This window comes from Sphaerisporangium dianthi (assembly GCF_042654065.1).
Lineage (GTDB): Bacteria > Actinomycetota > Actinomycetes > Streptosporangiales > Streptosporangiaceae > Sphaerisporangium > Sphaerisporangium dianthi.
In genome coordinates, this window is the sequence record NZ_JBHSFP010000061.1 from 1 (window position 1) to 25,121 (window position 25,121).

The 25,121-nt window shown below is 72.6% G+C and carries 25 protein-coding genes; 13 read left to right on the forward strand and 12 right to left on the reverse strand.

Features of this window, described 5'->3' with window-relative positions; genetic code table 11:
- On the reverse strand, window positions 1–192 hold a 192-nt coding region (locus ACFO60_RS39305; RefSeq protein ID WP_281387538.1), incomplete at its 3' end, for a TCP-1/cpn60 chaperonin family protein.
- Window positions 193–388: 196 nt separating this feature from the next.
- Between ACFO60_RS39305 and ACFO60_RS39310 the strand changes: the two genes are divergently transcribed.
- Window positions 389–1,027: a TetR/AcrR family transcriptional regulator gene (locus ACFO60_RS39310; protein ID WP_380852104.1), complete on the forward strand. Its 639-nt coding sequence runs from the start codon at window positions 389–391 to the stop codon at window positions 1,025–1,027.
- A gap of 106 nt (window positions 1,028–1,133) precedes the next feature.
- On the opposite strand, the gene ACFO60_RS39315 is transcribed toward ACFO60_RS39310, so the two are convergent.
- Window positions 1,134–2,207: a DUF3866 family protein gene (locus ACFO60_RS39315; protein ID WP_380852107.1), complete on the reverse strand. Its 1,074-nt coding sequence runs from the start codon at window positions 2,205–2,207 to the stop codon at window positions 1,134–1,136.
- 37 nt (window positions 2,208–2,244) lie between these two features.
- On the opposite strand from ACFO60_RS39315, the gene ACFO60_RS39320 reads away from it, so the two are divergent.
- From ACFO60_RS39320 to tatC, 5 genes are all read left to right on the forward strand, one after another.
- On the forward strand, window positions 2,245–3,189 hold the full coding sequence (locus ACFO60_RS39320; protein WP_380852110.1) for a helix-turn-helix transcriptional regulator: 945 nt from the start codon (window positions 2,245–2,247) through the stop codon (window positions 3,187–3,189).
- Window positions 3,186–4,142 (forward strand): helix-turn-helix transcriptional regulator, encoded by a 957-nt coding sequence (locus ACFO60_RS39325; RefSeq protein WP_380852113.1) that lies wholly within the window; start codon window positions 3,186–3,188, stop codon window positions 4,140–4,142. Before ACFO60_RS39320 ends, ACFO60_RS39325 begins: the two co-directional genes overlap by 4 nt.
- A 76-nt stretch (window positions 4,143–4,218) precedes the next feature.
- Window positions 4,219–4,407: a hypothetical protein gene (locus tag ACFO60_RS39330; protein ID WP_380852116.1), complete on the forward strand. Its 189-nt coding sequence runs from the start codon at window positions 4,219–4,221 to the stop codon at window positions 4,405–4,407.
- A gap of 66 nt (window positions 4,408–4,473) precedes the next feature.
- Window positions 4,474–4,824, forward strand: coding sequence for a Sec-independent protein translocase subunit TatA (gene tatA / locus ACFO60_RS39335; RefSeq protein ID WP_380852119.1), 351 nt, complete (start codon window positions 4,474–4,476; stop codon window positions 4,822–4,824).
- A gap of 43 nt (window positions 4,825–4,867) precedes the next feature.
- A complete protein-coding gene (gene tatC / locus ACFO60_RS39340) occupies window positions 4,868–5,731 on the forward strand; it encodes a twin-arginine translocase subunit TatC (RefSeq protein ID WP_380852122.1) in 864 nt (287 codons plus the stop codon).
- 39 nt (window positions 5,732–5,770) lie between these two features.
- Here tatC and ACFO60_RS39345 read toward each other — a convergent pair whose 3' ends face one another.
- On the reverse strand, window positions 5,771–6,781 hold the full coding sequence (locus ACFO60_RS39345) for an NADP-dependent oxidoreductase (protein WP_380852125.1): 1,011 nt from the start codon (window positions 6,779–6,781) through the stop codon (window positions 5,771–5,773).
- 161 nt (window positions 6,782–6,942) lie between these two features.
- Here ACFO60_RS39345 and ACFO60_RS39350 point away from each other — a divergent pair, with 161 nt between their 5' ends.
- On the forward strand, window positions 6,943–7,842 hold the full coding sequence (locus ACFO60_RS39350) for a diacylglycerol/lipid kinase family protein (RefSeq protein ID WP_380852128.1): 900 nt from the start codon (window positions 6,943–6,945) through the stop codon (window positions 7,840–7,842).
- A 15-nt stretch (window positions 7,843–7,857) separates the two neighbouring features.
- Here the strand turns inward: ACFO60_RS39350 and ACFO60_RS39355 are convergent, their stop codons facing one another.
- Window positions 7,858–8,808 carry an Acg family FMN-binding oxidoreductase gene (locus tag ACFO60_RS39355; RefSeq protein WP_380852131.1) on the reverse strand — a complete coding sequence of 317 codons (951 nt, stop codon included), beginning with the start codon at window positions 8,806–8,808 and terminating at the stop codon, window positions 7,858–7,860.
- A gap of 577 nt (window positions 8,809–9,385) precedes the next feature.
- Here ACFO60_RS39355 and ACFO60_RS39360 point away from each other — a divergent pair.
- Complete coding sequence (locus ACFO60_RS39360; RefSeq protein ID WP_380852133.1) at window positions 9,386–9,655, forward strand: SHOCT domain-containing protein; 270 nt, start codon at window positions 9,386–9,388, stop codon at window positions 9,653–9,655.
- Window positions 9,656–9,880: 225 nt separating this feature from the next.
- Window positions 9,881–12,631 (forward strand): DEAD/DEAH box helicase, encoded by a 2,751-nt coding sequence (locus ACFO60_RS39365; protein WP_380852136.1) that lies wholly within the window; start codon window positions 9,881–9,883, stop codon window positions 12,629–12,631.
- A gap of 267 nt (window positions 12,632–12,898) precedes the next feature.
- Here the strand turns inward: ACFO60_RS39365 and ACFO60_RS39370 are convergent, their stop codons facing one another.
- From ACFO60_RS39370 to ACFO60_RS39385, 4 genes are all read right to left on the reverse strand, one after another.
- The gene (locus ACFO60_RS39370; protein WP_380852139.1) at window positions 12,899–14,299 is read right to left on the reverse strand and encodes an RNB domain-containing ribonuclease; all 1,401 of its coding nucleotides are present in this window, start codon (window positions 14,297–14,299) and stop codon (window positions 12,899–12,901) included.
- 32 nt (window positions 14,300–14,331) lie between these two features.
- A complete protein-coding gene (locus tag ACFO60_RS39375; protein ID WP_380852142.1) occupies window positions 14,332–15,237 on the reverse strand; it encodes a 5'-3' exonuclease in 906 nt (301 codons plus the stop codon).
- Window positions 15,238–15,272: 35 nt separating this feature from the next.
- Entirely contained in the window at window positions 15,273–16,343 is a 1,071-nt protein-coding gene (locus ACFO60_RS39380) for an LLM class flavin-dependent oxidoreductase (RefSeq protein WP_380852145.1), read from the reverse strand.
- 90 nt (window positions 16,344–16,433) lie between these two features.
- Entirely contained in the window at window positions 16,434–17,099 is a 666-nt protein-coding gene (locus tag ACFO60_RS39385; protein ID WP_380852147.1) for an NADPH-dependent F420 reductase, read from the reverse strand.
- Window positions 17,100–17,374: 275 nt separating this feature from the next.
- Between ACFO60_RS39385 and ACFO60_RS39390 the strand changes: the two genes are divergently transcribed.
- On the forward strand, window positions 17,375–18,490 hold the full coding sequence (locus tag ACFO60_RS39390; RefSeq protein ID WP_380852149.1) for a M24 family metallopeptidase: 1,116 nt from the start codon (window positions 17,375–17,377) through the stop codon (window positions 18,488–18,490).
- Between the two features lie 126 nt (window positions 18,491–18,616).
- A complete protein-coding gene (locus ACFO60_RS39395) occupies window positions 18,617–19,771 on the forward strand; it encodes an acyl-CoA dehydrogenase family protein (RefSeq protein WP_380852151.1) in 1,155 nt (384 codons plus the stop codon).
- Between the two features lie 89 nt (window positions 19,772–19,860).
- Here the strand turns inward: ACFO60_RS39395 and ACFO60_RS39400 are convergent, their stop codons facing one another.
- Window positions 19,861–20,313: a MarR family transcriptional regulator gene (locus tag ACFO60_RS39400; RefSeq protein ID WP_380852153.1), complete on the reverse strand. Its 453-nt coding sequence runs from the start codon at window positions 20,311–20,313 to the stop codon at window positions 19,861–19,863.
- 107 nt (window positions 20,314–20,420) lie between these two features.
- On the opposite strand from ACFO60_RS39400, the gene ACFO60_RS39405 reads away from it, so the two are divergent.
- Window positions 20,421–21,254, forward strand: coding sequence for an alpha/beta fold hydrolase (locus ACFO60_RS39405; protein WP_380852155.1), 834 nt, complete (start codon window positions 20,421–20,423; stop codon window positions 21,252–21,254).
- A 56-nt stretch (window positions 21,255–21,310) separates the two neighbouring features.
- Here the strand turns inward: ACFO60_RS39405 and ACFO60_RS39410 are convergent, their stop codons facing one another.
- On the reverse strand, window positions 21,311–22,399 hold the full coding sequence (locus ACFO60_RS39410) for a mandelate racemase/muconate lactonizing enzyme family protein (protein WP_380852158.1): 1,089 nt from the start codon (window positions 22,397–22,399) through the stop codon (window positions 21,311–21,313).
- Between the two features lie 72 nt (window positions 22,400–22,471).
- The gene (locus ACFO60_RS39415; protein WP_380852161.1) at window positions 22,472–23,158 is read right to left on the reverse strand and encodes a GntR family transcriptional regulator; all 687 of its coding nucleotides are present in this window, start codon (window positions 23,156–23,158) and stop codon (window positions 22,472–22,474) included.
- 141 nt (window positions 23,159–23,299) lie between these two features.
- Here ACFO60_RS39415 and ACFO60_RS39420 point away from each other — a divergent pair, with 141 nt between their 5' ends.
- Window positions 23,300–24,859 carry a phospholipase gene (locus tag ACFO60_RS39420; RefSeq protein WP_380852164.1) on the forward strand — a complete coding sequence of 520 codons (1,560 nt, stop codon included), beginning with the start codon at window positions 23,300–23,302 and terminating at the stop codon, window positions 24,857–24,859.
- A 32-nt stretch (window positions 24,860–24,891) separates the two neighbouring features.
- Here the strand turns inward: ACFO60_RS39420 and ACFO60_RS39425 are convergent.
- A partial coding sequence (locus ACFO60_RS39425) for an amidohydrolase family protein (RefSeq protein ID WP_380852167.1) occupies window positions 24,892–25,121 on the reverse strand: 230 nt, incomplete at its 5' end.

A 25,121-nucleotide genomic window follows, 5' to 3' on the forward strand; every position in this document is an offset into this window, starting at 1 on the left:
GTCCTCGAGCTCGATCTCCTTGGCGATGGAGACACCGTCGTTGGTGATGGTGGGAGCGCCCCACTTCTTCTCCAGCACGACGTTGCGGCCCTTGGGACCCAAGGTCACCTTGACGGCGTCGGCGAGCCGGTTCATACCGCGCTCGAGACCGCGCCGGGCGTCCTCGTCGAACGCGATCATCTTCGAGGTCATGGCTCCTCCTGCGTGTGGGGAGGCGGGCCGGAAACGGCGCCCGCGACGGACGGCCTCGGACAGGCCTCGCCGCTTCCGGCATGCCCCGGGTTTGGCACTCTCGGGATGTGAGTGCCAGGCATCGACCCGCACTCTACACATCGATTGCGTGTCGCGCACATGGTGCGTGGCACGCAATCAGGGTTAGGATGTGCTCATGCTCGACGGTGATGACGGTGAGACCACGGACATGCGCAGCCGCAACAAGCAGGCCACCAGGCAGGCGATCAGCCTCGCCGCGCTGGGCCTGGCGATCGAACGGGGCCCCGGCGGGCTCGCCCTCGTGCGGGTGACCGACATCGCCGCGGCCGCCGGGGTCTCGCCCCGCACCTACAACAACTACTTCTCCAGCCGGGAGGAGGCGATCTGCGCCTTCCAGGCGGACCGGGCCCGGCGCCTGGGGCGGGCGCTCCGGTCCCGCCCGGCGGGCGAGCCGCTCGACCAGGCCGTCACCGCGGCCGTGATCGAGCAGTTCGCCGTCCCCGAACCGGACAAGGCCGGTCTGCGTATGATCATGTCGACTCCCGAGCTGGAAGGGGAGGCGCTGAAGGCGTTCACCATGGCCGAGGGCCCGCTGGCCGAGGCGATCGCCGAGCGCGCCGGAGCCGATCCCGGCGACCTGTTCCCCGGCGTCATCGCCGCCGCGGTCGCCGGCGCCGTGCGCGTGGCCGGCCGTCACTGGCTGGTGTCCGGCACCACCGGCGCGTTCGCCGCCGTGCTCCGCGACGCCCTCGCCTCCCTCCTCCCGGCCATGCGCGCCGCGGCCCCGGCCCCCCGCCGGGGGTCGCCGGCGTGACCGGTGCGCGAGCCCGGGCTTCGACCGTGGTCGAACGCGCCGCCGCCTGGCCGCACCCCCGCGTCGCTCCGTCGCGATGCCGGTCAACGCCCGTGAACCCCGATGCTCAGGCGAGCAGGGAGGCCGCGTGACGGCCGGCCGCGGCCGAGGCGAGGAAGCCGGCGAGGTCCTGCGCCAGGCCGCGGCCCATGGTGGACAGCTTCACCGGGCTGTCCTCCAGTATCTTCTCCAGCCCGTCGACCGGCACCCTGACCAACTCGTGGCGGGGGGCCAGCTCGGCGGCCTGGGCGATCACCCGTTCGCCGAACGCGCCGGGCAGCTCGGGGATCACCACCTGCGCGGGGGCGAGGGCCACCCGTCCGTAGGCGGTCAGCGAGTGGTGGGAGACCCCGATGTGCCGCTCGCGCAGATCGCCCTCGCTGACCCGCAGCGCCGCCACCGGCCGCCCGCCGAGCACGGCCGCCGCGTTGACCGCCTCGCCCGCCGACACCCCCGAGAAGCCCCAGCGGGTGCCGGTGCCGAGGTTGCCGGGGCCCTGGGTCACGATCGCGACGTCGGCCGACAGCACGTGCCTGGCCGCCAGCAGCCCCGTGTGGACGGTGACCGCCTCCACGTCCCCGCCGAACGACTGCCCGGTGGTCACCACCCCGCACAGCCAGCCGATCTCGCGCAGCCGGGCCGCCGACATCGAGAACCAGCCCGGCAGCGCGCCCCCGTCCAGCATCACGTAGGCGACCCGCGGCCTCGCCCCGGGACGCGACCCGTACAGGCCGCACAGGATCGCCGGGAGGGCGGAGTGCAGGTCGGCGACGATCACCGGCATGCCGTCGACGGAGTCGGCGTCCCGCAGGATCTCGTGGTGGGGGGAGTCCTGCTCGTCGGCGCCCAGCACCGTGGCCTGCAGCGGCGTGTATCGTGCCTTGACCAGGTGACCGGGACCTTGCGGATCTTCGGGCAATCGGTCGGGCACGGCCACTACCATGGCGTAACCTCCCGTACCGAGGCCCATGGCGAGAGCGGTCGTGTTGAGCAGCACCGTGTCGCCAGGTTCGGGGCGGCCCACCAGCGGGGGGTAGGCCAGGGCCCGGCAGTTCCCCTCGGGGAGGGTCACGTCCAGCTCCATCGCGCCCGGCCACTCGCGCCGGACCGCGACCACCTCGCCCTTGCGCCATCTGATCACGGGGCAAGGGTAGCGTCACCGTGAGAAGGGGGGCCCGATGTCTCGGCGGAAGACCGAGCGGCTGCTGAACCTGGTCATCTGCCTGCTGGCCACGCGCCGCCCGCTCAGCGCGGAACAGATCCGCCATGCCGTGCCCGGCTACGACGCCGGCAACGACGAGGCCTTCCAGCGCATGTTCGAACGCGACAAGAACGAGCTGCGCGAGATCGGCATCCCGGTGGAGGTCCACCGCGACCCCTGGGAGGACGAGCCCGGCTACCGCATCATGCGGCAGGCCTACGAGCTGCCCGAGATCACGCTCGAGGCCGACGAGGCCGCCGTGCTCGGCCTGGCCGCGCAGGTGTGGCAGCGGGCGAACCTGGCCGAGGCGGCGGGCGGCGCCCTGCTCAAGCTGCGCGCCGCCGGAGTGCAGACCGACGAGGCGGCCGCCGGGCCGCTGGAGCTGCGCGTGGACACCCGCGACCCCGCCTTCCCCGCCCTGTGGGAGGCCGTGCGCGACCGCAGGGTCGTCCGCTTCGACTACCGCGCGGCGGGCAGCGAGGTCATGCTGACCCGCACGGTCGAGCCGTGGGGCGTGGTCAGCCGGCGCGGCCGCTGGTACGTCGTCGGCCACGACCGCGAACGCGACGCCCCCCGCGTCTTCCGGCTCAGCCGCATCAGCGGTCCGGTCACGCCGCTCGGCCCCTCCGGGGCGGTCGTCGTGCCCGGCGGGGTCGACATCCGCTCGATGGTCGGCCACCGCGACAGCCTGCTTCCCGATCGCACCGCCACCGTCCGCGTGCGCCAGGACACCTGCCAGTGGCTGCGCCAGGTGGGGTCGGTGCGGTCCGGCGAGGACGGCTGGGACATCGTGACCGTCGAGTTCGCCGACGCCGAGTGGGTGGCGGGGTCGGTCGTGGCGTTCGGCGCCGACGCCGAGGTGCTCGATCCGCCGGACGTCCGCGACGCGGTGATCCGGAGACTGAAGGGAGCGCTCGCGTGAGCACGGCCGACCGTCTTCCCAGGCTCCTCGCCCTGGTGCCCTACCTCATGTCCCACCCCGGCGCCCAGGTGCCCGAGGTCGCCCGGCTGTTCGGGCTGACCGAGAAGCAGCTCGTCGACGACCTGCAGCTGGTGTGGATGTGCGGCCTGCCCGGCCACACGCCGGGAGACCTCATCGACGTCTCCTGGGACGGCGGCGAGATCCTCATCGACAACGCCGACACCATCGCGCGTCCCCTGCGGCTCGGCATCGACGAGGCCAGCGCGCTGCTCGTCGCGCTGCGCATGCTGGCGGAGCTGCCCGAGTTCGCCGAGGGCGACGCCCTTGCCCGCGTGATCGCCAAGCTCGAGCGCGCGGCCGGCGAGGGCGCCGCGGCCGTGAGCAACCAGGTGGCCTTCGAGCTGGACGCCGCCCCCGACGCCATGACCACCGTCCGGCAGGCGCTGCGCGAGGGCCGCCGGCTGTCGCTGCGCTACTACGTGCCCGGACGCGACGAGATCACCCCGCGCGAGGTCGACCCGACGCGGCTGGTCATGGCGGACGGCCGCTCCTACCTGGAGGGCTGGTGCTACCGCGCCGACGGCATGCGGCTGTTCAGGCTCGACCGCATCGTCGGGGTCGAGACGCTGGAGGTCGCCGCCTCGCCGCCGGCCGACGCCGAGCCGATCGACGTGACCGACGGGGTGTTCCGGCCCTCGCCGACCGACGAACTGGTGGAGCTCGAACTGACCCCCGTCGGCCGCTGGGTCGCCGAGTACTACCCGTGCGAGGAGGTCACCGAGCTGGGGGAGGGCCGTCTGCGGGTCACCCTGCGCGCCCGCGACCAGGGCTGGCTCGTCCGGCTGGCGCTGCGCCTCGGCGACAGCGGGCAGGTCGTCTCCCCGGTCTCCCTGGCCGACCGGGTGCGCGAGGCGGCCTCGGCCGCGCTGGCCCGCTACGAGTCCTGCGCCTGAGGGGCGCCCGCCCGCGCCCGCCTGATGTCGAGGGACGCCGGGCGCGTCACGGCGGGCTTGGGTAGAGTGGCCGATCATGACCTCGATCTTCTTCGCGGTGGGGCTCGCCGTCGCCGGTCTGGTCCCGCTGGTCGTGCTGTCGGCGCGCGTGGTGGTGGCCGCCCGGGGGTTGTCACGTGAAATCGAGCGGGCCAACGGCCGTCTGGCTCCCGTCCAAGGGCGGCTCAGAGCCGTGATAGGCGCATCTGGGCGCACAGAGGGGTGAATCAAGTGGCGATGGCAGCGTACGATCGAGGCTGAGAACGCACGTCGCTCAGCGTAAGGGTGTGACATGTCCAACTTCGGTGTACCCGAGCTGCTCATCATCGGGCTGGTCTTGGTGCTGCTCTTCGGCGCGAAGAAGCTTCCCGACACGGCCAAGGCGCTGGGCCAGTCGCTTCGGCTGTTCAAGAAGGAGACCACCAAGCTGCACGAGGAGGACGAGGCCAGGGCCGCCCAGGCGACCGCCCAGCCCGTCGTCGCCACGCCGCAGCCTCTCCCGCCCGTGACTCCTTCGGTCGACGACCGGCTGCGCCTCCTCGAAGAGGAGAACGCCCGCCTGCGCGGCTCCCAGGCCCGTCCGGCCGACGCCGTGAACGGTGCTCCGCTCTCGCAGGCCCACAAGGACCAGGGCTCCATCTGACACGCCCCCCAACCCTGACCGCCCGCTGAGACCAGGACGCCTGATGGCATTGCTGAAACGGTCAAGCCCGGCCGACGACGGCCAGGACGCCGCCCCCGATCTCGAGGGCCGCATGTCGCTCATGGACCACCTCCGTGAGCTTCGCAACCGCCTGGTGAAGGCGATGCTCGGCCTCACCGTGGGCACCGTGATCGGCTTCGTCTTCTTCGACCGTCTCTGGGTCATCATGACGGGGCCCTACTGCCGTCTGCCCGCCGCCCACAAGCTCAAGGACGGCGAGTGCTCCCTGGTGGTGCAGGGCGTGTTCGAGGGCTTCATGGTCAACCTGCAGGTCGCCCTGATGTTCGGCGCGGTGGTCAGCGCGCCGATCTGGCTGTACCAGATCTGGGCGTTCGTCACACCCGGCCTCTACCGCAACGAGCGCCGCTACTCGCTGGGGTTCCTCGGTCTGGCCGTTCCGCTGTTCGCCGCGGGCGCCGCCCTGGCCTACTACACGATGGACAAGGGCCTGGCGCTCCTGCTCGGCTTCGCCCCCGGCAACGTCATCCCGCTCATCAGCATGGACCAATACGTCGGCTTCATGATGGCCATGCTGGTGATCTTCGGTCTGTCGTTCGAGCTGCCCCTGCTCATGGTGTTCCTCAACATGATCGGCGTGCTGCCGTTCCAGCTGGTGCGCAAGCACCAGCGCATGGTCGTGTTCCTGATGTTCGTCTTCGCGGCCATCGCGACTCCGAGCCAGGACCCGATCACCATGCTCGCGCTGGCACTTCCCATGGTCGGCATGTTCATGATCGCCGAGGTGTTCATGTTCTTCCACGACCGCAAGAAGGAGCGACTCGACGCCGAGCATCAGCGGCAGATCGAAGAGGAACTCGACGGCACCGCCTCCACGCCGCTCGACTAGCCGCCGGCAAGCCCCTTCCGAACCGGGCAGGGCGCCCTGTCAGGCGAGGCGCACCAGCATCTTGCCGACGTTCTCCCCGCGGAGCATGCCGAGGAACGCGTCGGGAGCGTTCTCGATGCCGTCGACGACCGTCTCGTCGACCCGCAGGCGGCTCTCGCGTAGCCAGCGGCCGACCTCGGCCACCAGGTCCGGCGTCCGGTCTGCGTGGTCGCTGACGATGAACCCGCGCAGGGTCAGCCGGTTGCCGACGGCCAGCGAGAGGTTGCGCGGTCCCGGCGGCGCCTCCTCGAGGTTGTAACGCGAGATCGATCCGCACAGCGCGGCCCTGCCGAACGTTCTCAGCGACGAGATGGCCGCTTCCAGGTGCTCACCGCCGACGTTGTCGAAGTACACGTCGATGCCGTCCGGCGCGACCTCCTTGAGCTGTTCGTGCACCGGGCCGTTCTTGTAGTTGAACGCCGCGTCGAAGCCGAGCTCGCCGGTGAGGTACCCGACCTTGGCGTCGGACCCGGCGCTCCCGATGACCCGGGGTGATCCGCGCAGCTTCGCGATCTGCCCCGCGATGCTGCCGACCGCGCCGGCGGCGCCGGAGACGAAGACGGTGTCACTCGGCCGCATCGCCGCGATGTCGAGCAGCCCGACGTACGCGGTCAGCCCGACCATGCCGAGCGCCCCGAGGTAGGCCGAGAGCGGTGCGGCGTCAGGGTCGACCTTGCCCGCGCCGGCCGCGTCGAGCAGCGCGTACTCCCGCCAGCCGAGCCCGTGCCTGACCATGTCGCCGACGGCGAGGCCGGGGTCGGCCGAGGCCACCACCTCGCCGACCGCCCCACCGTGCAGGGCCTCGCCCAGCCGGAACGGCGGGGCGTAGGACTTCACGTCGTTCATGCGCCCCCGCATGTACGGGTCGACGGACATCAGCAGGTTGCGAACGACCACCTGGCCTGGGCCGGGTTCGGGAACCTCGGTCTCCACCAGGCGGAAGTTGTCGGCGGTGGGCCACCCCGTGGGGCGGGACGCGAGGTGTACTTCACGGCTCGTCCGATTCGTCATGGTTCTACGTTAGGCCCGGACGGAGTCGTGCCGCCCTGCCGGGCGGAGCCGGCAGGCGGGGGATCGGCAGGCCCGGGTCATCACACTCCCCGCGACGGTGGCGTGCACTTTCCGGGCCTTGACCCTAGCTTGACGAGTTCTATACCTATAGGTTCCCGAGTGTGGCTGGTGAGCTGGTCGTGCTCGTGAATCCCGCGGCCCGTGGCGGCCGCACCCTCCGACTCCTTGACCCGGTCGTGCGACGCCTGCAAGAGGGCGGCCGCCCGGTCTCGGTGATCGTCGGCACCTCCGCTCAGGACGCCCTCGAACGCGCCTGCACGGCGGTCGCCGAAGGACCGGAGGCCCTGGTCGCGTTCGGCGGCGACGGGCTGGTGCACCTGGCCGTCCAGGCGGTGGCGGGCACCGACGTGCCTCTCGGCATCATCCCGGCGGGCACCGGCAACGACCTGGCCGGCGCCTTCGGCATCCCGAGGAAGGACCCGCTGGCCGCCGCCGGCATCGTGACCGGCGGCGCGGTCAGGACGGTGGACGCCGGCACCATCGGCGAGGAGTGGTTCGCCGGAGTGGTGGCCTGCGGCTTCGACTCCAAGGTCAACGAGAGGGCCAACCGGCTGACCCGCCCCGCGGGCATGTCCAAGTACCTGCTCGCCACGCTCCAGGAACTGCGGTCCTTCACCCCGATCCCGTTCACCCTCACCATCGACGGCGAGGTGATCGAGCAGGAGGCCATGATGGTCGCGGTCGGCAACACCGGCACCTACGGGGCCGGCATGCGGGTCTGCCCCGGGGCCGAGCCGGACGACGGGCTGCTGGACGTGCTGATCGTCGGCCCGCTGCCCACGGCCGCCTTCCTGCGCACCTTCCCCCGGGTCTACCGGGGCACCCACCTCGGCCACCCCGCCATCACCCTCCGCCAGGCCCGCACGGTCACCCTGGACGCCCCGGACGTCGTCGCCTACGCCGACGGCGAGCGCATCTCCACCCTCCCGCTCACCTGCGCCATCCACCCGGCCGCCCTCCACATCATCGCCCCCGGAGCTTCCACCGCCCCACACCCGTAACCGGCCTGAGGAACGTCAGCTCGGGAGGCGGACCTCGTCGAGCGGCCGCCGGTTGCTGCGGGGCGCCTCCTTGCCGTAACCGAGTCGGACGATCGCCTGCGCGGTCGGGCCGCCGCGCCGCACCAGGCGACGCAGGTCGGCCGGCGGCTGGGTGAACAGGCAGGTCTCGATGCCGCGGCAGGTCGCCTCCAGCAGCACCCGCTGCAAGGCGATCCCGGCGAGGAGCCGGTCGCGCGGGGTGTCGGCCGCCGTCCAGAGCGTGGCCAAGGTCGGTTCGCGCTCGAACTCGACCGTCAGGCGGCCCGGGATCTCCCGGTCGGCGGCGAAGTCGCGCAGCGGCAGCGTGGCGTGCGCGCTTCGGGGTCCCACCGCCTCGATGGAGACCCCGTCGTCCCGGTAGGGATCGTCGGTGGTCCAGCGACGCAGTTCGTCCCGGTAGGCAGTGTTCTCGGTCATCCTGCCATCGCTCGTCCGGGCGACGTCGAGCAGGGTGCGGCGCTGCACGTCGTCGGCGAACTCCAAGGTGGCGCCCTCGGCGAGGGCCGCAGCCTGAAGCGCGGCCAGATCCGCCGCGGGCGGGACACGGCCGTCGAACGGCCCGCGGTTGGACCGGCGCCGGGCGATGGCCGCGTAGAGCTCACGGTCGGCGTCGTCGGCGGGGCGGTCGCCGTCCGGCCGGACGCTCGCCACATGCAGCGGATGGGACGGGTCGGGCAGCAGCGCCACGGTCGCCGCGTGCCCGCTGTGACGCATCGCGACGCGCAGGTTCGCCGTCGCCGCTCCAAGGCTGAGGTGCATCGCGCGGCCGCTCGCGTCGATCGCCGGCAGCCGCCTGGTCATGTCGGCGTGGACCTCGACGGCGTCCGCCGTGACGCGGAAGAGCCACGGCTGGGTGTTGTGGATCGAGGGTGCCCATGTCGCGGCCTGTAGCCAGGCCCTGACCGCACGCTCGTCGGGTAGCGACATCGCCCGCCCCTTTCGCCGGCTGAGTAGTGTCCCGCCGCCTGCCGCGGCCGTCGAAGCCAGCCCACCCCCGGCCGGGGCGGACAACCGGGCGAAGCGCCGGCCGGGGCGGACGATCGGGCCGCCCGGGACGCCGCCCGGCGGTCACGAGTGGTCCGCCCGTGACAAGGCGCCGAGGTGCCGCCGATCGCCCGTTCCATGGGGAAAGGATGGAGGGCGGACAGCCTTCCCGCGAAGAGACCGAGGGCCCTTCCGACCACCGACGTTCGTCCCGACCCCGACCCCGGCCCCGGCCTCCACGACGGCCGGACGCATCTCCTCCAGGACGCGGTGAACTCGCCTGATTCCGCAGGTGGCTCAAGGAAGGACCTCGGAGCGGCGGGGGTCCACAGCACCCGGACGCGGGCCCTGACGCAGGTCAGCGCGCGGCTGGAGGGAGACGCGGCCTCCGGCCCCGTCCAGCCGAGGTCGAAAGCCCCGGGAACCGCAGGACCTTGGTCTCTTGGGGATCACCGCAGGTGGCGAGACGGTGGGGCCGTGGCCCCCATACGTTCGGGCCGGCCCAAGTGAGGCGATCTTGATGATGTACTGGAACGGCTCCGGAATGAACGGCTGGGGATACGCGCTCATGACCCTGAGCACGGTCGTCTTCTGGGTTCTCCTGATCACCGGAATGGTGCTGCTGGTCCGCTACCTCACCCGCACGGCGCAAGGCCCCGGCGGATCCGCGGTACCTGCCGCGGATGAAGTGCTGGCCCAGCGTTACGCTCGGGGCGAGATCGATGCCGAGGAGTATCGCACCCGTCTGAGCACACTCCACGGCACTCACATGTCAGGCAACACGAGCTGACCTGCGGCCCCTGCCATAGATCTTGCCCGGAGCCGTGCCCTGCGGGGCCGGCTCCGCGCGTCGTGGCCGCGGCCCTGCGACGGCCGCCGGCCGCCGCCGGGGGCGGTGGGTGCCCCGCGGGCCGAGCGGGCGATGTCGCGGGATCCTTTGGCGGGGTGGGTGCTGTGGGGGAGATCGTCGCGGTGGGGACGGGACCGGAAATCGGTTATCGGTAGGCTGAACTGCATGACGACGCCTGCGGAACGCTACGCCGCATTCCGTGAGAAGCACGCCGCCGGCGGGCCCGCCCTCACCTCCTTCCGCGGCCTCTACGACTTCGAGCTGGACGAGTTCCAGCTCGACGCCTGCAAGGCCCTGGAAGCCGGGGACGGCGTGCTCGTCGCGGCCCCGACGGGTTCGGGCAAGACCGTCGTGGGCGAGTTCGCGGTGCATCTGGCCCTTGAGCAGGGCAGCAAGTGCTTCTACACCACGCCGATCAAGGCGCTGTCCAACCAGAAGTACAACGACCTGGTCCGCCGTTACGGCGCCAAGCAGGTCGGGTTGCTCACCGGCGACAACAGCGTCAACGGCGACGCGCCGATCGTCATCATGACCACCGAGGTGCTGCGCAACATGCTCTACGCCGGCTCCTCGACGCTGGCGGGCCTGAGCCACGTGGTCATGGACGAGGTTCACTACCTCGCCGACCGCTTCCGCGGCGCCGTGTGGGAGGAGGTCATCATCCACCTCCCCGAGTCGGTGCGTGTCGTCGCCCTGTCGGCCACGGTCAGCAACGCCGAGGAGTTCGGCGAGTGGCTGGGCGAGGTCCGCGGTGACACCACGGTGATCGTCGACGAGCACCGGCCCGTGCCGCTCTGGCAGCACATGCTGGTCGGCGACCGGCTGTACGACCTGTTCGTGGACGAGGACAACCGGCCGCGCATCAACCCCAGCCTCATGCGCATCTCTCGCGACGAGCAGCGCCTGGCCCAGGCGCGCGGTCGGCGCGGCTACTCCCGTCCCCGCCGCTCGGCCAACTACGTCAGCCGCTCCGACGCGATCGAGAAGCTCGACTCCGAGGCGCTGCTGCCCGCCATCACCTTCATCTTCTCCCGGGCCGGCTGCGACGCCGCCGTCCTGCAGTGCCTGCACGCCGGCATCCGGCTCACCACCGACAGCGAACGCCACGAGATCCGCCAGATCGTCGACGAGCGCACCGCCCACCTGCCCGACGAGGACCTGTCGGTGCTCGGCTACCTCGAGTGGCGCGACTGCCTCGAGCGCGGCCTGGCCGCCCACCACGCGGGCATGCTCCCGGCCTTCAAGGAGGTCGTCGAAGAGCTGTTCACCCGCGGCCTGGTCAAAGCGGTCTTCGCCACCGAGACCCTCGCGCTCGGCATCAACATGCCCGCGCGGTCGGTCGTCATCGAGAAGCTCGACAAGTGGAACGGCGAGACCCACGCCGACCTCACGCCGGGGGAGTACACCCAGCTCACCGGGCGGGCCGGGCGGCGCGGCATCGACGTCGAGGGCCACGCCGTGGTGGCCTGGCAGCCCGGCATGGACCCCGTGGCCGTGGCCGGCCTGGCCAGCACCCGCACCTACCCGCTGCGCTCCAGCTTCCGCCCGTCGTACAACATGGCCGTCAACCTGGTCGGGCAGGTCGGCAGGGAACGCGCCCGCACCCTGCTGGAATCCTCCTTCGCCCAGTTCCAGGCCGACCGCGCGGTCGTCGGCATCGCCAAGCAGGTGCGGCGCGCCGAGGAGGCCCTCGAGGGGTACGCCGAGGCGATGACCTGCCACCTGGGCGACTTCCAGGAGTACGCGCGCATGCGCAGGGAGCTGTCCGACCGCGAGTCCGACCTGTCGCGCCAGCGCGGCACGGCCCGCCGCGCGCAGGCCGTGCGCTCGCTGGAGGCGCTCAAGCCCGGCGACGTGATCCGCGTCCCCGGCGGGCGGCGCGCGGGCCTGGCCGTCATCCTGGACCCCGGCCTGACGATGCGCACCGAGGGGCCCTCGCCGCTGGTGCTGACGATCGGCAAGCAGGTCAAGCGGCTGTCGGCCGCCGACTTCCCGGTGCCGGTCGAGCCGGTGGAGCACCTGCGCATCCCCAAGGGGTTCAACCCGCGGGCGCCCAAGGACCGCGCCAACCTGGTCGCCACCCTGCACGCCAAGATCGGCGACCGCGACCTCGGCCGCCCGGTGCGGGTCCGCGACCACGACGCCGACACCATGGCAGGCCGGGGCTCCGCGCCCGGCAGTCCCGAGTGGGAGATCGCCGAGCTGCGCCGGCGGCTGCGCGCCCACCCCTGCCACGGCTGCGACCAGCGCGAGGACCACGCCCGCTGGGCCGAGCGGTACCACAAGCTGCTCCGTGAGACCGAAGGGCTGCGCCGGCGGGTCGAGAGCCGCTCGCACGTGATCGCCCGCACGTTCGACCGGGTCTGCGGCGTGCTCGACCAGCTCGGCTACCTGGACGGTGAGGCCGTCACCCCCGAGGGCCGCAGGCTCGCCCAGCTCTACACCGAGCTGGACCTGCTCACCGCCGAGTGCCTGCGGGCGGGCGTCTGGGAGGAGCTCGACCCGGCCGAGCTGGCTGCGTGCGTGTCGTCGCTGGTGTTCGAGTCCCGGCAGGCCGACGACGCGCGGCAGCCCAAGATCCCGGCGGGCGGCGTGAAGGAGTCGCTGGCGGCGATGGTGCGCATCTTCGCCGAGCTGGAGGACATCGAGCGCGACCACGGCCTGTCGTTCGTCCGCGAGCCCGACTTCGGGTTCGCCTGGCCGGCCTTCCGCTGGGCCAAGGGCCACAGCCTGGACGCCGTGCTCACCGACGGCGACCTGGCGGCGGGCGACTTCGTGCGCTGGGCCAAGCAGCTCATCGACCTGCTCGACCAGGTGGGCAAGGCGGCGCCGCAGAGCAGCAAGGTGAGGCAGAACGCGGGCAAGGCCATCGACGCGCTGCGCCGGGGCGTCGTCGCCTACTCGTCGGTCGCCTGACCCGGCCGGCCGCCCGGTGAGGCCGGTCGCCCGGCCCGATCGGTACTCGCCCGGCCCGGCCGGCACTCGGCCGGTCGCCTGGCAGAGCCGGGCCGTAGCGTCCCCGGTCCGCCCGCACCGCGGGGGCGGGCGGGCCGGGGCACCTCGCACCCCCCGCACCCCTCGCGCGACCTCGCCCGGCTCAGGCGGAGGGACAGGCGAGGGAAGTGCCTCACCAGCGGCCGCCCGGCGCCGAGCCTGCCGGCGAGGCCGGCCCGGTGGCTCCCGTCAGGCGAGGCTGAAGCGCACCTCGCGGGTGATCAGGTCGGCGCGGGTGAGCCGCACCTGGACCTTCTCGCCCAGCGGCAGGCCCTCGCCGTCGCACCGGGCCACGACGGCGGGCTCGGTGATCTGCACGATCCCTCCGGGCCGGCCTTCCTCGACGTCCACCACGACCGCGTCGAAGGCCTGCCCGACCCGGTCGCGCAGCACGAACGCCTCCACCAGGTCCAGGCAGGCGCGCTCGGCGGCGGACGCGCGGCGCCCGCTGCCGGTCATGAGCGCCGGCAGAGACTCGAGGGCCTCCTGGACCGGCTCGGGGACCGGCACTCCGGCGGCGACGGCCAGGCACACCTCGGTGCCGTACCGGTCGACCAGGCGGCGCAGGGGAGCGGTCACGTGGGCGTACGGCGCGGCGACGGCGGCGTGCACCGCGTTCTTGGGCGGCTCGCCGTTGAAGGCGGTGTACCCGGCGCCGCGCAGCAGCACCGTCGCCTCCTTCAGGAACGCGGCGTTCGCCGGCGTCTTCGGGTCCAGGCTCGCCACCACCTCTCCCAGGCCGGCGCCGTCGGGCCAGTCCACGCCGAGGGCCGAGGCGATCCGGCGCACCCGGGCGAGGGTCTCGGGAGGGGCGGGCGGCAGCGTGCGCAGCACGCCCATCTCGGCGTCGAGCATCATCGCGGCCGCGGCCATGCCGGTCATCAGGGAGATCTGCGCGTTCCACGTCTCGGCGGGCAGCGGCGTGCGGAACTCCACCCGGTAGCCGTCGCCGTGCGCGACCACCTCCTGCTCCGGAGTGGGCAGCGACACCCCGCCGCGCTCGCGTTCGAGGGCCAGGCGCAGGCCGCCCACCACGGGCAGCAGCCGCAGCGTCCCGTCCGCGGTGCCGGTGTCCACCGCCGCCTGCACGTAGTCGTAGTCGAGCCGCTCGCGGCTGCGCACCAGCGCCCGGGAGACGTCGGCCCCGATGGTGACGCCGTCCGAGTCCAGGTCGACACACCACAGCGCCGCCGGCCGGACGACGCCCGGCAGCAGGCTGGCCGCCCCCTCCGACAGCACGGGCGGGTGCAGCGGGACGCGCCCGTCGGGCAGGTAGAGCGTCTCGCCGCGCCTTCTCGCCTCGCCGTCGATCGCGCCGCCCGGCTGGACGAAGGAGGCGACGTCGGCGATGGCGTACCAGACCCGGAAGCCCCGGGGGCGTTCTTCGATGCACAGGGCCTGGTCCAGGTCCATCGACCCCGGTGGATCGACGGTCAGCAGCGGCAGGTCGGTGCGGTCGGGCAGGGACGGCGACGGCGACGCGGCCGCCCGGTCGGCCTCCTCCAGCGTGGTCTGGGGGAACGCCTCGGGCAGTCGCAGCTCATCGCGGATGCGTTCGAAGCCCTCGGCAAGCCGGGGCGCGTCGGACACATGAATCGTCGTATGACTCACAATGGAGGATCTTATGCGGCAAGTACGGTGAGCAGCCGATTCAGCGGGCCGTCCAGGCCATAGCGGTCGGCCAGCGCCACCAGCGTCTCGGGGTCGCGCGGCGCGACCGGCCGGGTGATCGAGATGTCCGGCAGCGGCGCGTCGTGGGCCACCTTGACCACGGCGGGCGCGACCGCGAGGTAGTCGCGGGCCTTCGCCAGCTTTAGGCGGCTGCCTGCGGGGAAGCCGTCGGTGACCCCGTCGTCCAGGGCGGTCAGCATGGCCGCGAGCGAGCCGAACCGGGTGATCAGGGCGGCGGCCGTCTTGTCGCCGACCCCGGGAACGCCGGGCAGTCCGTCGCTCGGGTCCCCGCGCAGGGTCGCGAAGTCGGCGTAGGTGCGGCCCGGGATGCCGTACTTGGCGCTGACCTGCGCCTCGTCGATCGCCTGAAGGTTACGAATGCCCTTTATCGTGTAAAGGACGCGGCGCGAGCGCTCATCATCGACCAGCTGGAACAGGTCGCGGTCGCCGGTGACGATGTCGACGGGGCCGCCCGCCCTGAAGGTGTAGGTGCCGATGACGTCGTCGGCCTCGTACCCCGGCACGCCGACCCGGGCGACGCCCAGCGCGTCGAGCACCCGCTCGATCACCGGCACCTGCGGGGCCAGGGTGTCGGGCACCTCCTCCTCGTGCCCGGTCGCGACCCGGTGGGCCTTGTAGGAGGGGATCGCCGCGACGCGGAACGCGGGCCGCCAGTCGGCGTCCATGCAGGCCACGAGCTCGTCGGGGGCGTGGGCGCGCACGAGCGTGGCGATCATGTCGATCAGGCCCCTGACGGCGTTGACCGGCATGCCGTCCGGGGCGGTCATCGACTCGGGGACGCCGTAGTAGGCGCGGAAGTACAGCGATGGGGTGTCGAGCAGCATCAACCCTGGCATGCGCCCATCCTCCCAGCACTCGCGCCCGCTCGCGCTCATGCCAGAAGTTCGCGCACGCGCGGGGCCACCTTCGTGCCGAAGAGTTCGATGTTCTTCATGAGCGATCCCTGGGAGAGGCCTCCCATGCCGAACTTCAGCTCGAAGCGGCTCGCCCCGAGGGCGGGCATGTTCGCCGCGATCTTCTGGGCGACGGTCTCCGGCGACCCGACGTAGAGCGCCCCGTGCGGCCCGACCTCGCGGAGGAAGGACTGCTTGGTCGGGATGGCGAACCCCCGGGTCTTCGCGACGTTCCGGATGAGCGCCAGGTAGTGCGGCCAGAACTCCTCGCGCGCCTCCTCGTCGGTCGCGGCGACGTGCCCGGGGGAGTGCACCCCGATGGGGAGGGCGGCGCGGCCCGACCTCTCCAGGGCCTCGAGGAACAGCCGGGAGAAGGGCGCGAAGCGCGCCGGGGGCCCGCCGATGATCGCCAGCATGAGCGGGAATCCGAGCCGCGCGGCGCGCAGGACCGACTGGGGGCTGCCGCCGACGCCGATCCACGCCGGGAAGGGCCCGTTCTCGGTGTGCGGCACGACGTCCTGGTCGATGAGCGGAGCACGGGTCCGCCCCTTCCAGGTGACCCGCCCGCCCTTGAGCAGCTCGGCGAACAGCTGGGTCTTCTCCTCGAACAGCTCCTCGTAGTCGGCGAGGTCGTAGCCGAAGAGCGGGAAGGAGTCGATGCTGGAGCCGCGCCCGAGGATGACCTCCGCCCGGCCGCCGGAGACGGCGTCGAGGGTGGAGTAGCGCTGGAACACCCGGACGGGGTCGTCCGAGCTGAGGACCGTGACCGCCGACCCGAGCCGGATGCGGCCGGTGCGGGCGGCGATCGCCGCGAGCACAACGTCGCCGGCCGACAGCGGGAAGTCGTCGGTGTGGTGCTCGCCGATCCCGAAGAAGTCCAGTCCCACCTGGTCGGCGAGGACGCCCTGCTCCACGATGTTCCGGATCGTCTGGGCGTGGGAGAGCGGACGCCCGTCGTCGCCGCTGGTGACGTCGCCGAAGGTGTCGAGGCCGAGTACGAGGGGGAACGGCCCTGACTCGCCTTCGGCGGCGGATGGCATCGCAGTCATGTCGCGTCTCTCTGTCCTTGTGGTTTCGGGTGGTGGCGGGGGATCGGTGGCGGGGGGATCGGTGGCTTCGGGTGATGGGCGGGGATCGCCTCAGGCGGCCTCGGGGTTCAGGGCGCGTTCGAACTCGCCCAGGCGCAGCGACGCACCGAAGACGGGGCCGCCCGGCTGGAACAGCCGGCCGGCGGCGAGGCTCGCCAGCCGGACGGTGTCGTAGCCGATGCGCTCGACGACGTCCGCCACGACGGCCACGGCCGCCGGGTCGTCGCCGGCGACGCCGAGCGCGTGGCGTTCGGGCGAGCCGGGGGGCCGGCGTTCCTCTTCGAGCTCGTGGTAGCCGATGTGGTTGAGGGTCTTGACGACCGTCGAGCGCGGCAGCCGCCGCTGGACGATCTCGCTGCTGCCGTGCCGGGGGTCCTCGAACAGTTCCTGGACGCCGTCGACGGGCGGCCAGTAGTTCATCGTGTCGACGACGAGCTTGCCGGCCACCAGGGCGGGGTCGAAGGTCGCGAACCTGTGCAGCGGGATCGACAGCATCACGATGTCGGCGTCCGCGACGGCGTCGGCCGCCCACCGGGGCTCGGCTCCGGGCACCAGCACGCCGGTGATGAGCGCGATCTCCTCCGGGTCGCCCGAGGCCGAGATCGTCACCTGGTGGCCGGCGGCGATCGCGACCCGCGCGATGGCGGGGCCGACGTGCCCGGCGCCGAGCACGGCGATCCGCGGCGACGCCGGCGACGGCGAGGCTGCGCCGATCATGGGGATCCCTCCTTGGCGGGAACGGCGGCCCGTTCCCGGGTGAAGACGGCCGCGCGGCGCTCCCGGGGCGCCGGCGAGCGCGTCGAACGGCTCAAGGTCGAGGCACCGGCAAACTCCTTGACGAGTCAAGCATATCGCATGCTTGATGCGTCAAGTGTTGACGCATCAACAATAGCGAGGCCCTGAAACGTCGTGAACCGGTCCCGGCCGGTCGTCGCGCCGGCGTGACCGGGGGTGCGGACGGCGGTGAACGACCGTGGAATACATTGGTCGATGTGACAACGACGTCCCTGGACCTCTACCCGGTGACCCGCGTGGCCGACGTGCGCGCCGCCACCGCGGCCGCCGGCATCGACGCCCTGCTGCTGACCCCCGGCCCCGACCTGCGTTACGTCACCGGGTACGACGCACTCCCCCTGGAGCGGCTCACCTGCCTGGTGGTGCCCGCCGAGGGGGAGGCGTTCATGGTGGTGCCGCGGCTGGAGCTGCCGGCCGCCGAGCACTCCCCGGCCGCCCGCCTGGGCCTTGAGTTCGTCCCCTGGGACGAGACCGACGACCCCTACGCGCTGGTCGCCCGCAGGGTCGGCGCGGTGGCCACCGTGGGGCTCGCCGACCGCATGTGGGCCATGCAGTCGCTGCGCTTCCGCGCCGCCCTTCCGGGCGCCGAGCAGGTGCTCGCCGGGTCGGTGCTGCGGGACTTGCGCATGCGCAAGAGCCCCGCCGAGGTGGCCGCGCTGCGCGAGGCGGGCGCCGCCATCGACGCCGTCCACGCGCAGGTGCCCGGCCTGCTCAAGCCCGGCCGCACCGAACGCGAGGTCGGCAGGGACATCGCCGAGGCCATCCTGGCCGCCGGTCACTCCACCGTCGACTTCGTCATCGTCGGCTCGGGGCCCAACGGCGCGAGCCCCCACCACGAGCTGTCCGACCGCGTCATCCAGGCCGGCGACCCCGTGGTCGTCGACATCGGCGGCCAGATGCCGAGCGGCTACTGCTCCGACTCCACCCGCACCTACAGCGTGGGGGAGCCGCCCGCGGACTTCTCGGCCTACTACGAGGTGCTGCGCCACGCCCAGCAGGCCGCCTGCGCCGCCGTGCGGCCGGGCGTGACGTGCGAGGCGGTCGACGCCGCCGCCCGCGAGATCATCGCCGAGGCCGGGTACGGCGAGCACTTCATCCACCGCACCGGCCACGGCATCGGGCTGGAGACCCACGAGGAGCCCTACATCGTCTCGGGCAACACCGAGGCGCTGGCGCCCGGGTTCGCCTTCTCCGTCGAGCCGGGCATCTACCTCGCAGGGCGCCACGGCTCCCGCATCGAGGACATCGTGGTGTGCACCGAGACCGGTGGAGAGCGCCTCAACAACCAGCCCCACGGCCTCGTCGTGGTCTGATCGGCGCCCGCACCGTGCCCACCGCCCCGCCCCGTCCCCGTCCACCCCGCCGGGGGTGCTCCGCGCGAGCACGCCAGGCGGGACACCGCTCCTCGTTTCCCGCCCCCCTGTGACCGGAGTGCTCCCATGGCGGTCGACCGCGCCCTGCCCACCCCCGAAGCCCACGACCTCCTCGACCTGGTCCGGGACATCGTCGTCAAGGAGATCGCGCCCCGCGCGGCCGGCGACGAGGCCGAGGGCCGCTTCCCCCGCGACCTGTTCGCCACCCTCGGCAGGTCCGGCCTGCTCGGCCTTCCCTACCCCGAGGAGCACGGCGGCGCCGCCCAGCCCTACGAGGTGTACCTGCAGGTCGTCGAGGAACTGGCGGGCGCGTTCCTCGCCGTCGGGCTCGGCGTCTCGGTGCACACCCTGTCGTGCTTCCCCGTCGCCGCCTACGGCGGCGAAGACCAGCGGGCGGCGCTGCTGCCCGGCATGATCGGCGGCGAGGTGCTCGGCGCGTACTGCCTGTCGGAGCCGCAGTCCGGCTCGGACGCCGCCGCCCTCACCACCCGGGCCGAGGCGGCCGACGGCGGCTACACCGTGGACGGCGTCAAGGCGTGGACCACCCACGGCGGCGTGGCCGACTTCTACACCCTGATGGCGCGCACCTCCGGCGACGGCGCCCGGGGCATCTCCTGCTTCCACGTGCCGGCGGACACGCCGGGGCTGTCGTTCGGGCGGCCCGAGCGCAAGATGGGCATGCGCTCCTCCCCGACGGCCCAGGTGCGCCTGGACGGGGTGCGGCTCGCGCCGGACGCGATGATCGGCGGCGAGGGCGAGGGCTTCCGCATCGCCATGGCCGCCCTGGACGGAGGACGGCTCGGCATCGCCGCCTGCGCCGTCGGCGTCGCCCAGGCCGCCCTCGACGCCGCCACCGCCTACGCCCGCGAGCGGCGCCAGTTCGGCACGCGCATCGCCGACTTCCAGGGCGTCGGCTTCCTGCTCGCCGACATGGCCACCCAGATCGCCGCCGCCCGCGCCCTGTACCTGGACGCCGCCCGCCTGCGTGACGCCGGCCGCCCGTACGGCACCCGCGCCGCGATGGCCAAGCTGTTCGCCACCGACGCCGCCATGAAGGTCACCACCGACGCCGTGCAGGTCTTCGGCGGCTACGGCTACGTCGAGGACTTCCCCGCCGAGCGCCTCATGCGCGAGGCCAAGGTGCTGCAGATCGTCGAGGGCACCAACCAGATCCAGCGTGTGGTCATCTCCCGTGCCCTCACCAAGGACGGCCCGGCGTGACGTCCTCGCACGTCACCACCCCTGCCGTGTGACCGGCCGGCCGTGCGCCCGATTCGAGGGAGCATCCTGTCACGGCCCGGCCGGCGACGTCACTCGCGCAGACGGGTGAGCGTCTGGGGAGAAAGGTGCCGCGCGAGCTCCTCCAGGAGAGAGGCGATCTCGGCGACCCGGTGAGGGTCGGCGGTGCCCAGGGCTTTGCCCAGGGCGGCGTCGATCGAGGCCGAGCGGACCTGTTCCACCCGGCCGGAGATCTCAGGGGCGGGCAGGACGCGGAGGCGACGACGGTCGCGGACGTCGGGTTCGGTGACGACCGCGCCGGCCTCGCGGAGCCGGGCCACCGCCGCCGATACGGCGCTCTGCGGCAGGCCGGTGCGTGTGACGATCTCGCTGATCGCCCCGCCGGGATGCGCGCGGACGTCACTGACCACGATCAGCACCGTCCGGACGCTGCCCGGCTGCTCGCCCAGCCCCTCTGTGGGCAGCGCGTCCTCGCCGATCTTCATCAGGGTGCGCCCGAGCAGGAACAGGTCCACTCCGTTCATGTGCTCCAGGATACATCGGAATTGATGCATCTAAGTTGATGTATCAATTCCGATGTAATACCGTCGGTGCCGAGCACGGCGTCCACGCCTCAGTGAAAGGACCCGCCATGGCCACCACCACGACCGGCCGTCTGACCGTTCCCCGCGCCACCCTCCACTACGAGGTGCGCGGGCGGGGCCCGATGCTGCTGATCTCCCAGAGCGGCGAAGGCGGCGCCGGGCGCAGTGCCGACCTGGTCGACCGGCTCACCGACGCCTACACCGTCGTCACCTACGACCGGCGCGGCCTGTCGCGCAGTGTCATGGAAGACCCCGGCCGCGGCGTGACGATGGCCGAGCACGCCGACGACGTCCACCGCCTGCTCGCCGAGCTCACCGACGAGCCGGCCCTGATGCTCGGCTGCAGCCTGGGCGCCGTCATCGGCCTGCACCTGAGCGTCCGGCATCCCGGGCAGCTCAGCGTGCTCGTCGCCCACGAGCCGGTCGCACCACGCCTGCTGCCGGCGGCCGAACGCGCTCACCACGAGGCCGAACTGGCCGAGATCCAGCGGCTCTACCGCCGTGAGGGGCTGGTGCCGGCGTTCAAGGTCATCGCCGAGGTGCTGGGCATCGACCCGGCCGGCCCCGAAGCCGAACCCGGCCTGACCCCGCAGCCCATGACCCCCGGGCGGATCGCCGACTTCGGCTTCTTCATCGAGCACGACTTCACCGCCGTCATCGGCGACACCCTGCCGGTCACCGAGCTGAAGGGGACCCCTACGCGCATCGTGCCCGCCGCCGGACGCACCACCCCGCGGAGCGTCTTCGACCACCGATGCGCCCGGGAGCTGGCCGTGCTGCTCGGCACCGAGCTCATCGAGTTCCCCGGCGGCCACAACGGCAACACCAGCCACCCCCGCGCCTATGCCGCTCGACTCCGCCAGGTCCTGCGGACCACCTGACCCGGCCCCGAGGATGAGATGATCACCACCTCACGGCCGGCGCCGGGCGCCGGGCGTCAGGCCACGGTGAGGGCGTCGATGGCGTCGCGGTTCCAGGCGATGCCGAGCCCCGGCTGATCGGGCGCCACGGCGTGGCCGTCCTCGATCGTCATCTCGCCGTGCGTGAGGGCGCGCAGCTGCGGGATGTGCTCCACGTACGCGCCCGCCGGCACGGCCGCCACGAGGCTGACGTGCAGCTCCATCAGGAAGTGCGGGCACAGCGCCACATTGAACGCCTCGGCCAGGTGCGCGGCCTTCAGCCACGGGGTGATCCCGCCGATGCGGGCCGCGTCGGCCTGCACGATCGAGGCCGCGCCGCGCGCGAGGTAGTCGCGGAACTGGCCGAGGGAGTACATCGACTCGCCGACCGCGATCGGGATCGACGTGGACGCGGCGAGTTCGCGATGTCCTTGCACGTCGTCGGCCGGCAGCGGCTCCTCGAAGAAGTAGACGCCGTACGGCTCCAGCAGGTGTGCCCGCCGCCTGGCCTCGGCGTAGGTCATGGACTGGTTCGCGTCCACCATGATGTCCAGCCCGGCGCCCACCGCGGCGCGGACGGCGGCCACGCGTTCGGCGTCCTCCTCCGCGCGCGGCTTGCCGATCTTGAGTTTCACCCCGCGCAGGCCGGCGTCTCTGGCGGCCAGCGCGCCCTGCACCAGCTCCGCGGTGCCGAGATGCAGCCATCCGCCTTCGGTGTCGTACAGCGGAACCCGCCTGCGGTATCCGCCGGCGAGCCGCCACAACGGCTCCCCGGCGCGCAGGCAGCGCAGGTCCCACAGGGCGGTGTCGACGGCGGCGAGGGCGAGCGAGGTGATCGCGCCCACGGTGGTGGCGCGCGTCGCCGCGAACAGGTCGCGCCAGACGGCCTCGACGTCCCGGGCGTCCCGTCCGGGGAGGCGGGGCAGGAGGTGCTCGCGCAGCATGGACAGCACCGCCCGCCCGCCGGTGCCGATGGTGTAGGTGTATCCGGTGCCGCTCAGCCCGTCGTCGGTGGCGAGCTCGACGAGGACGGTCTCCTGCTTGACGAACGCCTGCACGGCGTCGGTGCGCAGGGTCTCCACGGGGATGTCGGCGAGGGAGGCGGTGGCGGAGGTGATGATGGTCATGATCCGATTTCCTATAGGAAGTGCCGCATGGGGGCGTCGACGGGGGATCGGGCCTGGACGGGCGAGGGGCCCTCAGGCGGACAGGAAGCGCTCGCGGGCCGAGGTCAGGTGATCTCGCATGGCGGCCTCCGCGGCCTCCGGCCGGCCCGCCGTGACGGCCTCCGCGATCCGGCGGTGCTCCTGGAGCGCGGGCTCCCCGCTGTCGCGCCCGGGATAGTCCAGGCGGAACAGATGAAGGTGGCCGTGGGTGCGCGCCAGCGCCTCGCGGACCGACGGGCTGCCGGAAAGCTCGGCCACCAGGTCGTGGAAGCGGGCGTCGTGGCGCTGGATCGTCCGATATTGCCGGTAGGTCGTGCCCTCGGGGGCGTCCGGAAGCCCGGCCACCTCCGCGCGCAGCCGCTCGGCGCCGCTCGCGCCCGCCCGCTCGGCGGCCATGGCCGCCGCCCACGGTTCCAGCAGCGACCGCAGGTCGTAGAGGTCGGCGACCTGCGCGCGGTCGAGCACCGGAGCGATGAAGTAGCCGCGTAGCGGCTCCTTGGTCACCAGCCCTTCCGATTCCAGGCGCGCGAGGACCTCTCTGACCGGGGTCTGCGAGACGTCGAGCAACCGGGCGACGGCGTAGACGTTGACACGCGCTCCCGGCGCGAGCCTGCCGTCCATGACCAGGCCCTTCAGGCTCTCGTAGACGTCGTCGGTGAGCACGCCGCGCCGCGCGGGCGCCACCTCGCCCTTGAGCAGGTCGTCGATCTCGCTGGTCATCCACTCTCCTCAGGGGCCGCGGTTCCCGACGAGCGTAGTGGGTCCTCGGCGTCCGGCACGAAATATCCGATAGGAAATCGGATGAAATCCGCGAAGACCCGAAAAGGAATGATCGCCGCGAAGATGGGTAGCCGGGAGCGAATGCGGATTCAGGACTGGTTCCTCACCGGCGACGAGCGAGGCAATCCCGCGACGAGGCTCGACGCCTGGTCCACGGGCAACGACGTGCGTCCGCTCGTCCACGGAGCGACCTACTTCGCCGAGTTGAAGACCCGCCTCGAAGAGCTGGAGAAGGGCGACCTGCTGCTGTTCGCCGACTGGCGGGGCGATCCCGACGAGCGGCTCACAGAAGACGGGCCCGGCGTCGGCGACGCGATGGCGGCCGCGGCGGGCAGGGGAGCGGTGGTCAGAGGGCTCATCTGGCGCTCACATCTGGACCAGCTGCGCTTCAGCTCGGCCGAGAACCGGCACCTGGGCGAGGAGATCGAGGCGGCCGGCGGGCAGGCCGTGCTCGACACGCGGACCAAGCCGGGCGGCTCGCACCACCAGAAGTTCGTCATCCTCCGCCACACCGACCCCGTCAAGGACGTCGCCTTCGTCGGAGGCATCGACCTGTGCCACAGCCGCCGCGACGACGTCGACCACATGGGCGACCCGCAGGCCTGCCCCATGCCGGAGGCCTACGGAGAGCGGCCCCCGTGGCACGACATCCAGGTCTCCATACGGGGCCCGGCGGTCGCGGAGGTGGAGAAGGTGTTCTGCGAGCGCTGGGAGGACCCCGCGCCCCCGACCAGGGATCCGCTGCGGCGGCTGCGCGACCACTTCGACAAGATGGACGACGCGCCCGCGCTGCCCGAGGCGGGGGCGCCGCCGCCCCCGGCGGGCACCCACGCCGTGCAGATCCTGCGCACCTACCCGGCCAGGCGCAGCGCCTACCCGTTCGCGCCGGAGGGGGAGCGGAGCGTCGCGCGTGCCTACCACAAGGTGCTCGGCCGGGCCCGCCGGCTGGTCTATCTCGAAGACCAGTACCTGTGGTCCACGGACGTGATCGAGCCGTTCGCCCGGGCGCTGGAGCGCGAGCCCGGCCTGCGGATGCTGATCGTGGTGCCGCGCCACCCCGACCAGGACGGCTGGCTGGCCGGGCCCGCGAGCCTGATCGGCCGGGTCGAGGCGCTGGACCGGCTGCTCACGGCGGGCGGCGACCGGGTCGCGATCTACGACCTGGAGAACCACCAGGGCACCCCCGTCTACGTCCACGCCAAGGCGTGCGTGGTCGACGACGTATGGGCCTCGGTCGGGTCCGACAACGTCAACCTGCGCTCATGGACCAACGACTCCGAACTCAGCTGCGCCGTCCTTGACGAGCGGGAGGATCCGCGCCCGCCGCACGGCGCCGCGAAGTTCGCCCGTGAGCTGCGGCTGACGCTCATGTCCGAGCACCTGGACGTGCCCGGCGCCGGAGCGGAGCTGGACGAGCTGTGCGATCCCATCGCCGCGTTCGACGCCTTCGCCGCGTCCGCGGCCAGGCTCGAAGCCTGGCACGCCGGCGGCGGGAAGGGCCCGCGCCCGCCGGGACGGCTGCGTCCGCACCCCGTCCCCGAACTGACCCGGTTCCGCAGGCTGCTCGCCTCGCCCCTCTACCGGCTCGCCGTGGACCCCGACGGCCGCCCGGCGTCCATGCGCCGCTCGCGCCGTTTCTAGCCGGCCCTCCGCCGGGGCCGTGAGGCGGTCGATCACCCCTTGAGGCCGAGGAGGCGGACGGCGTTGTCCTTGAGGATGCGGGGACGGACCTCCGGCCTGATGTCCAGGGCGTCGAAGTCGGCCAGCCAGCGGTCGGGGGTGATCATGGGGTAGTCGGAGCCGAAGAGCACCTTGTCCTTCAGCAGCGTGTTGGCGTACCGCACGAGCTGCGGGGGGAAGTACTTCGGCGACCAGCCGGACAGGTCGATGTAGACGTACGGCT

Bases quoted from the DNA above. Each gene is read 5' to 3' on its own strand.
- ACFO60_RS39345 (WP_380852125.1), bottom strand. From the start codon at position 6,781: ATGACGAATCGGACGAGCCGTGAAGTACACCTCGCGTCCCGCCCCACG.
- ACFO60_RS39410 (WP_380852158.1), bottom strand. From the start codon at position 22,399: ATGACCATCATCACCTCCGCCACCGCCTCCCTCGCCGACATCCCCGTG.
- ACFO60_RS39380 (WP_380852145.1), bottom strand. From the start codon at position 16,343: ATGACTGCGATGCCATCCGCCGCCGAAGGCGAGTCAGGGCCGTTCCCC.
- ACFO60_RS39355 (WP_380852131.1), bottom strand. From the start codon at position 8,808: ATGTCGCTACCCGACGAGCGTGCGGTCAGGGCCTGGCTACAGGCCGCG.
- tatC (WP_380852122.1), top strand. From the start codon at position 4,868: ATGGCATTGCTGAAACGGTCAAGCCCGGCCGACGACGGCCAGGACGCC.
- ACFO60_RS39385 (WP_380852147.1), bottom strand. From the start codon at position 17,099: ATGATCGGCGCAGCCTCGCCGTCGCCGGCGTCGCCGCGGATCGCCGTG.
- ACFO60_RS39330 (WP_380852116.1), top strand. From the start codon at position 4,219: ATGACCTCGATCTTCTTCGCGGTGGGGCTCGCCGTCGCCGGTCTGGTC.
- ACFO60_RS39415 (WP_380852161.1), bottom strand. From the start codon at position 23,158: ATGACCAGCGAGATCGACGACCTGCTCAAGGGCGAGGTGGCGCCCGCG.
- ACFO60_RS39320 (WP_380852110.1), top strand. From the start codon at position 2,245: ATGTCTCGGCGGAAGACCGAGCGGCTGCTGAACCTGGTCATCTGCCTG.
- ACFO60_RS39310 (WP_380852104.1), top strand. From the start codon at position 389: ATGCTCGACGGTGATGACGGTGAGACCACGGACATGCGCAGCCGCAAC.
- ACFO60_RS39375 (WP_380852142.1), bottom strand. From the start codon at position 15,237: ATGCCAGGGTTGATGCTGCTCGACACCCCATCGCTGTACTTCCGCGCC.
- tatA (WP_380852119.1), top strand. From the start codon at position 4,474: ATGTCCAACTTCGGTGTACCCGAGCTGCTCATCATCGGGCTGGTCTTG.
- ACFO60_RS39395 (WP_380852151.1), top strand. From the start codon at position 18,617: ATGGCGGTCGACCGCGCCCTGCCCACCCCCGAAGCCCACGACCTCCTC.
- ACFO60_RS39360 (WP_380852133.1), top strand. From the start codon at position 9,386: ATGATGTACTGGAACGGCTCCGGAATGAACGGCTGGGGATACGCGCTC.
- ACFO60_RS39400 (WP_380852153.1), bottom strand. From the start codon at position 20,313: ATGAACGGAGTGGACCTGTTCCTGCTCGGGCGCACCCTGATGAAGATC.
- ACFO60_RS39420 (WP_380852164.1), top strand. From the start codon at position 23,300: ATGCGGATTCAGGACTGGTTCCTCACCGGCGACGAGCGAGGCAATCCC.
- ACFO60_RS39365 (WP_380852136.1), top strand. From the start codon at position 9,881: ATGACGACGCCTGCGGAACGCTACGCCGCATTCCGTGAGAAGCACGCC.
- ACFO60_RS39405 (WP_380852155.1), top strand. From the start codon at position 20,421: ATGGCCACCACCACGACCGGCCGTCTGACCGTTCCCCGCGCCACCCTC.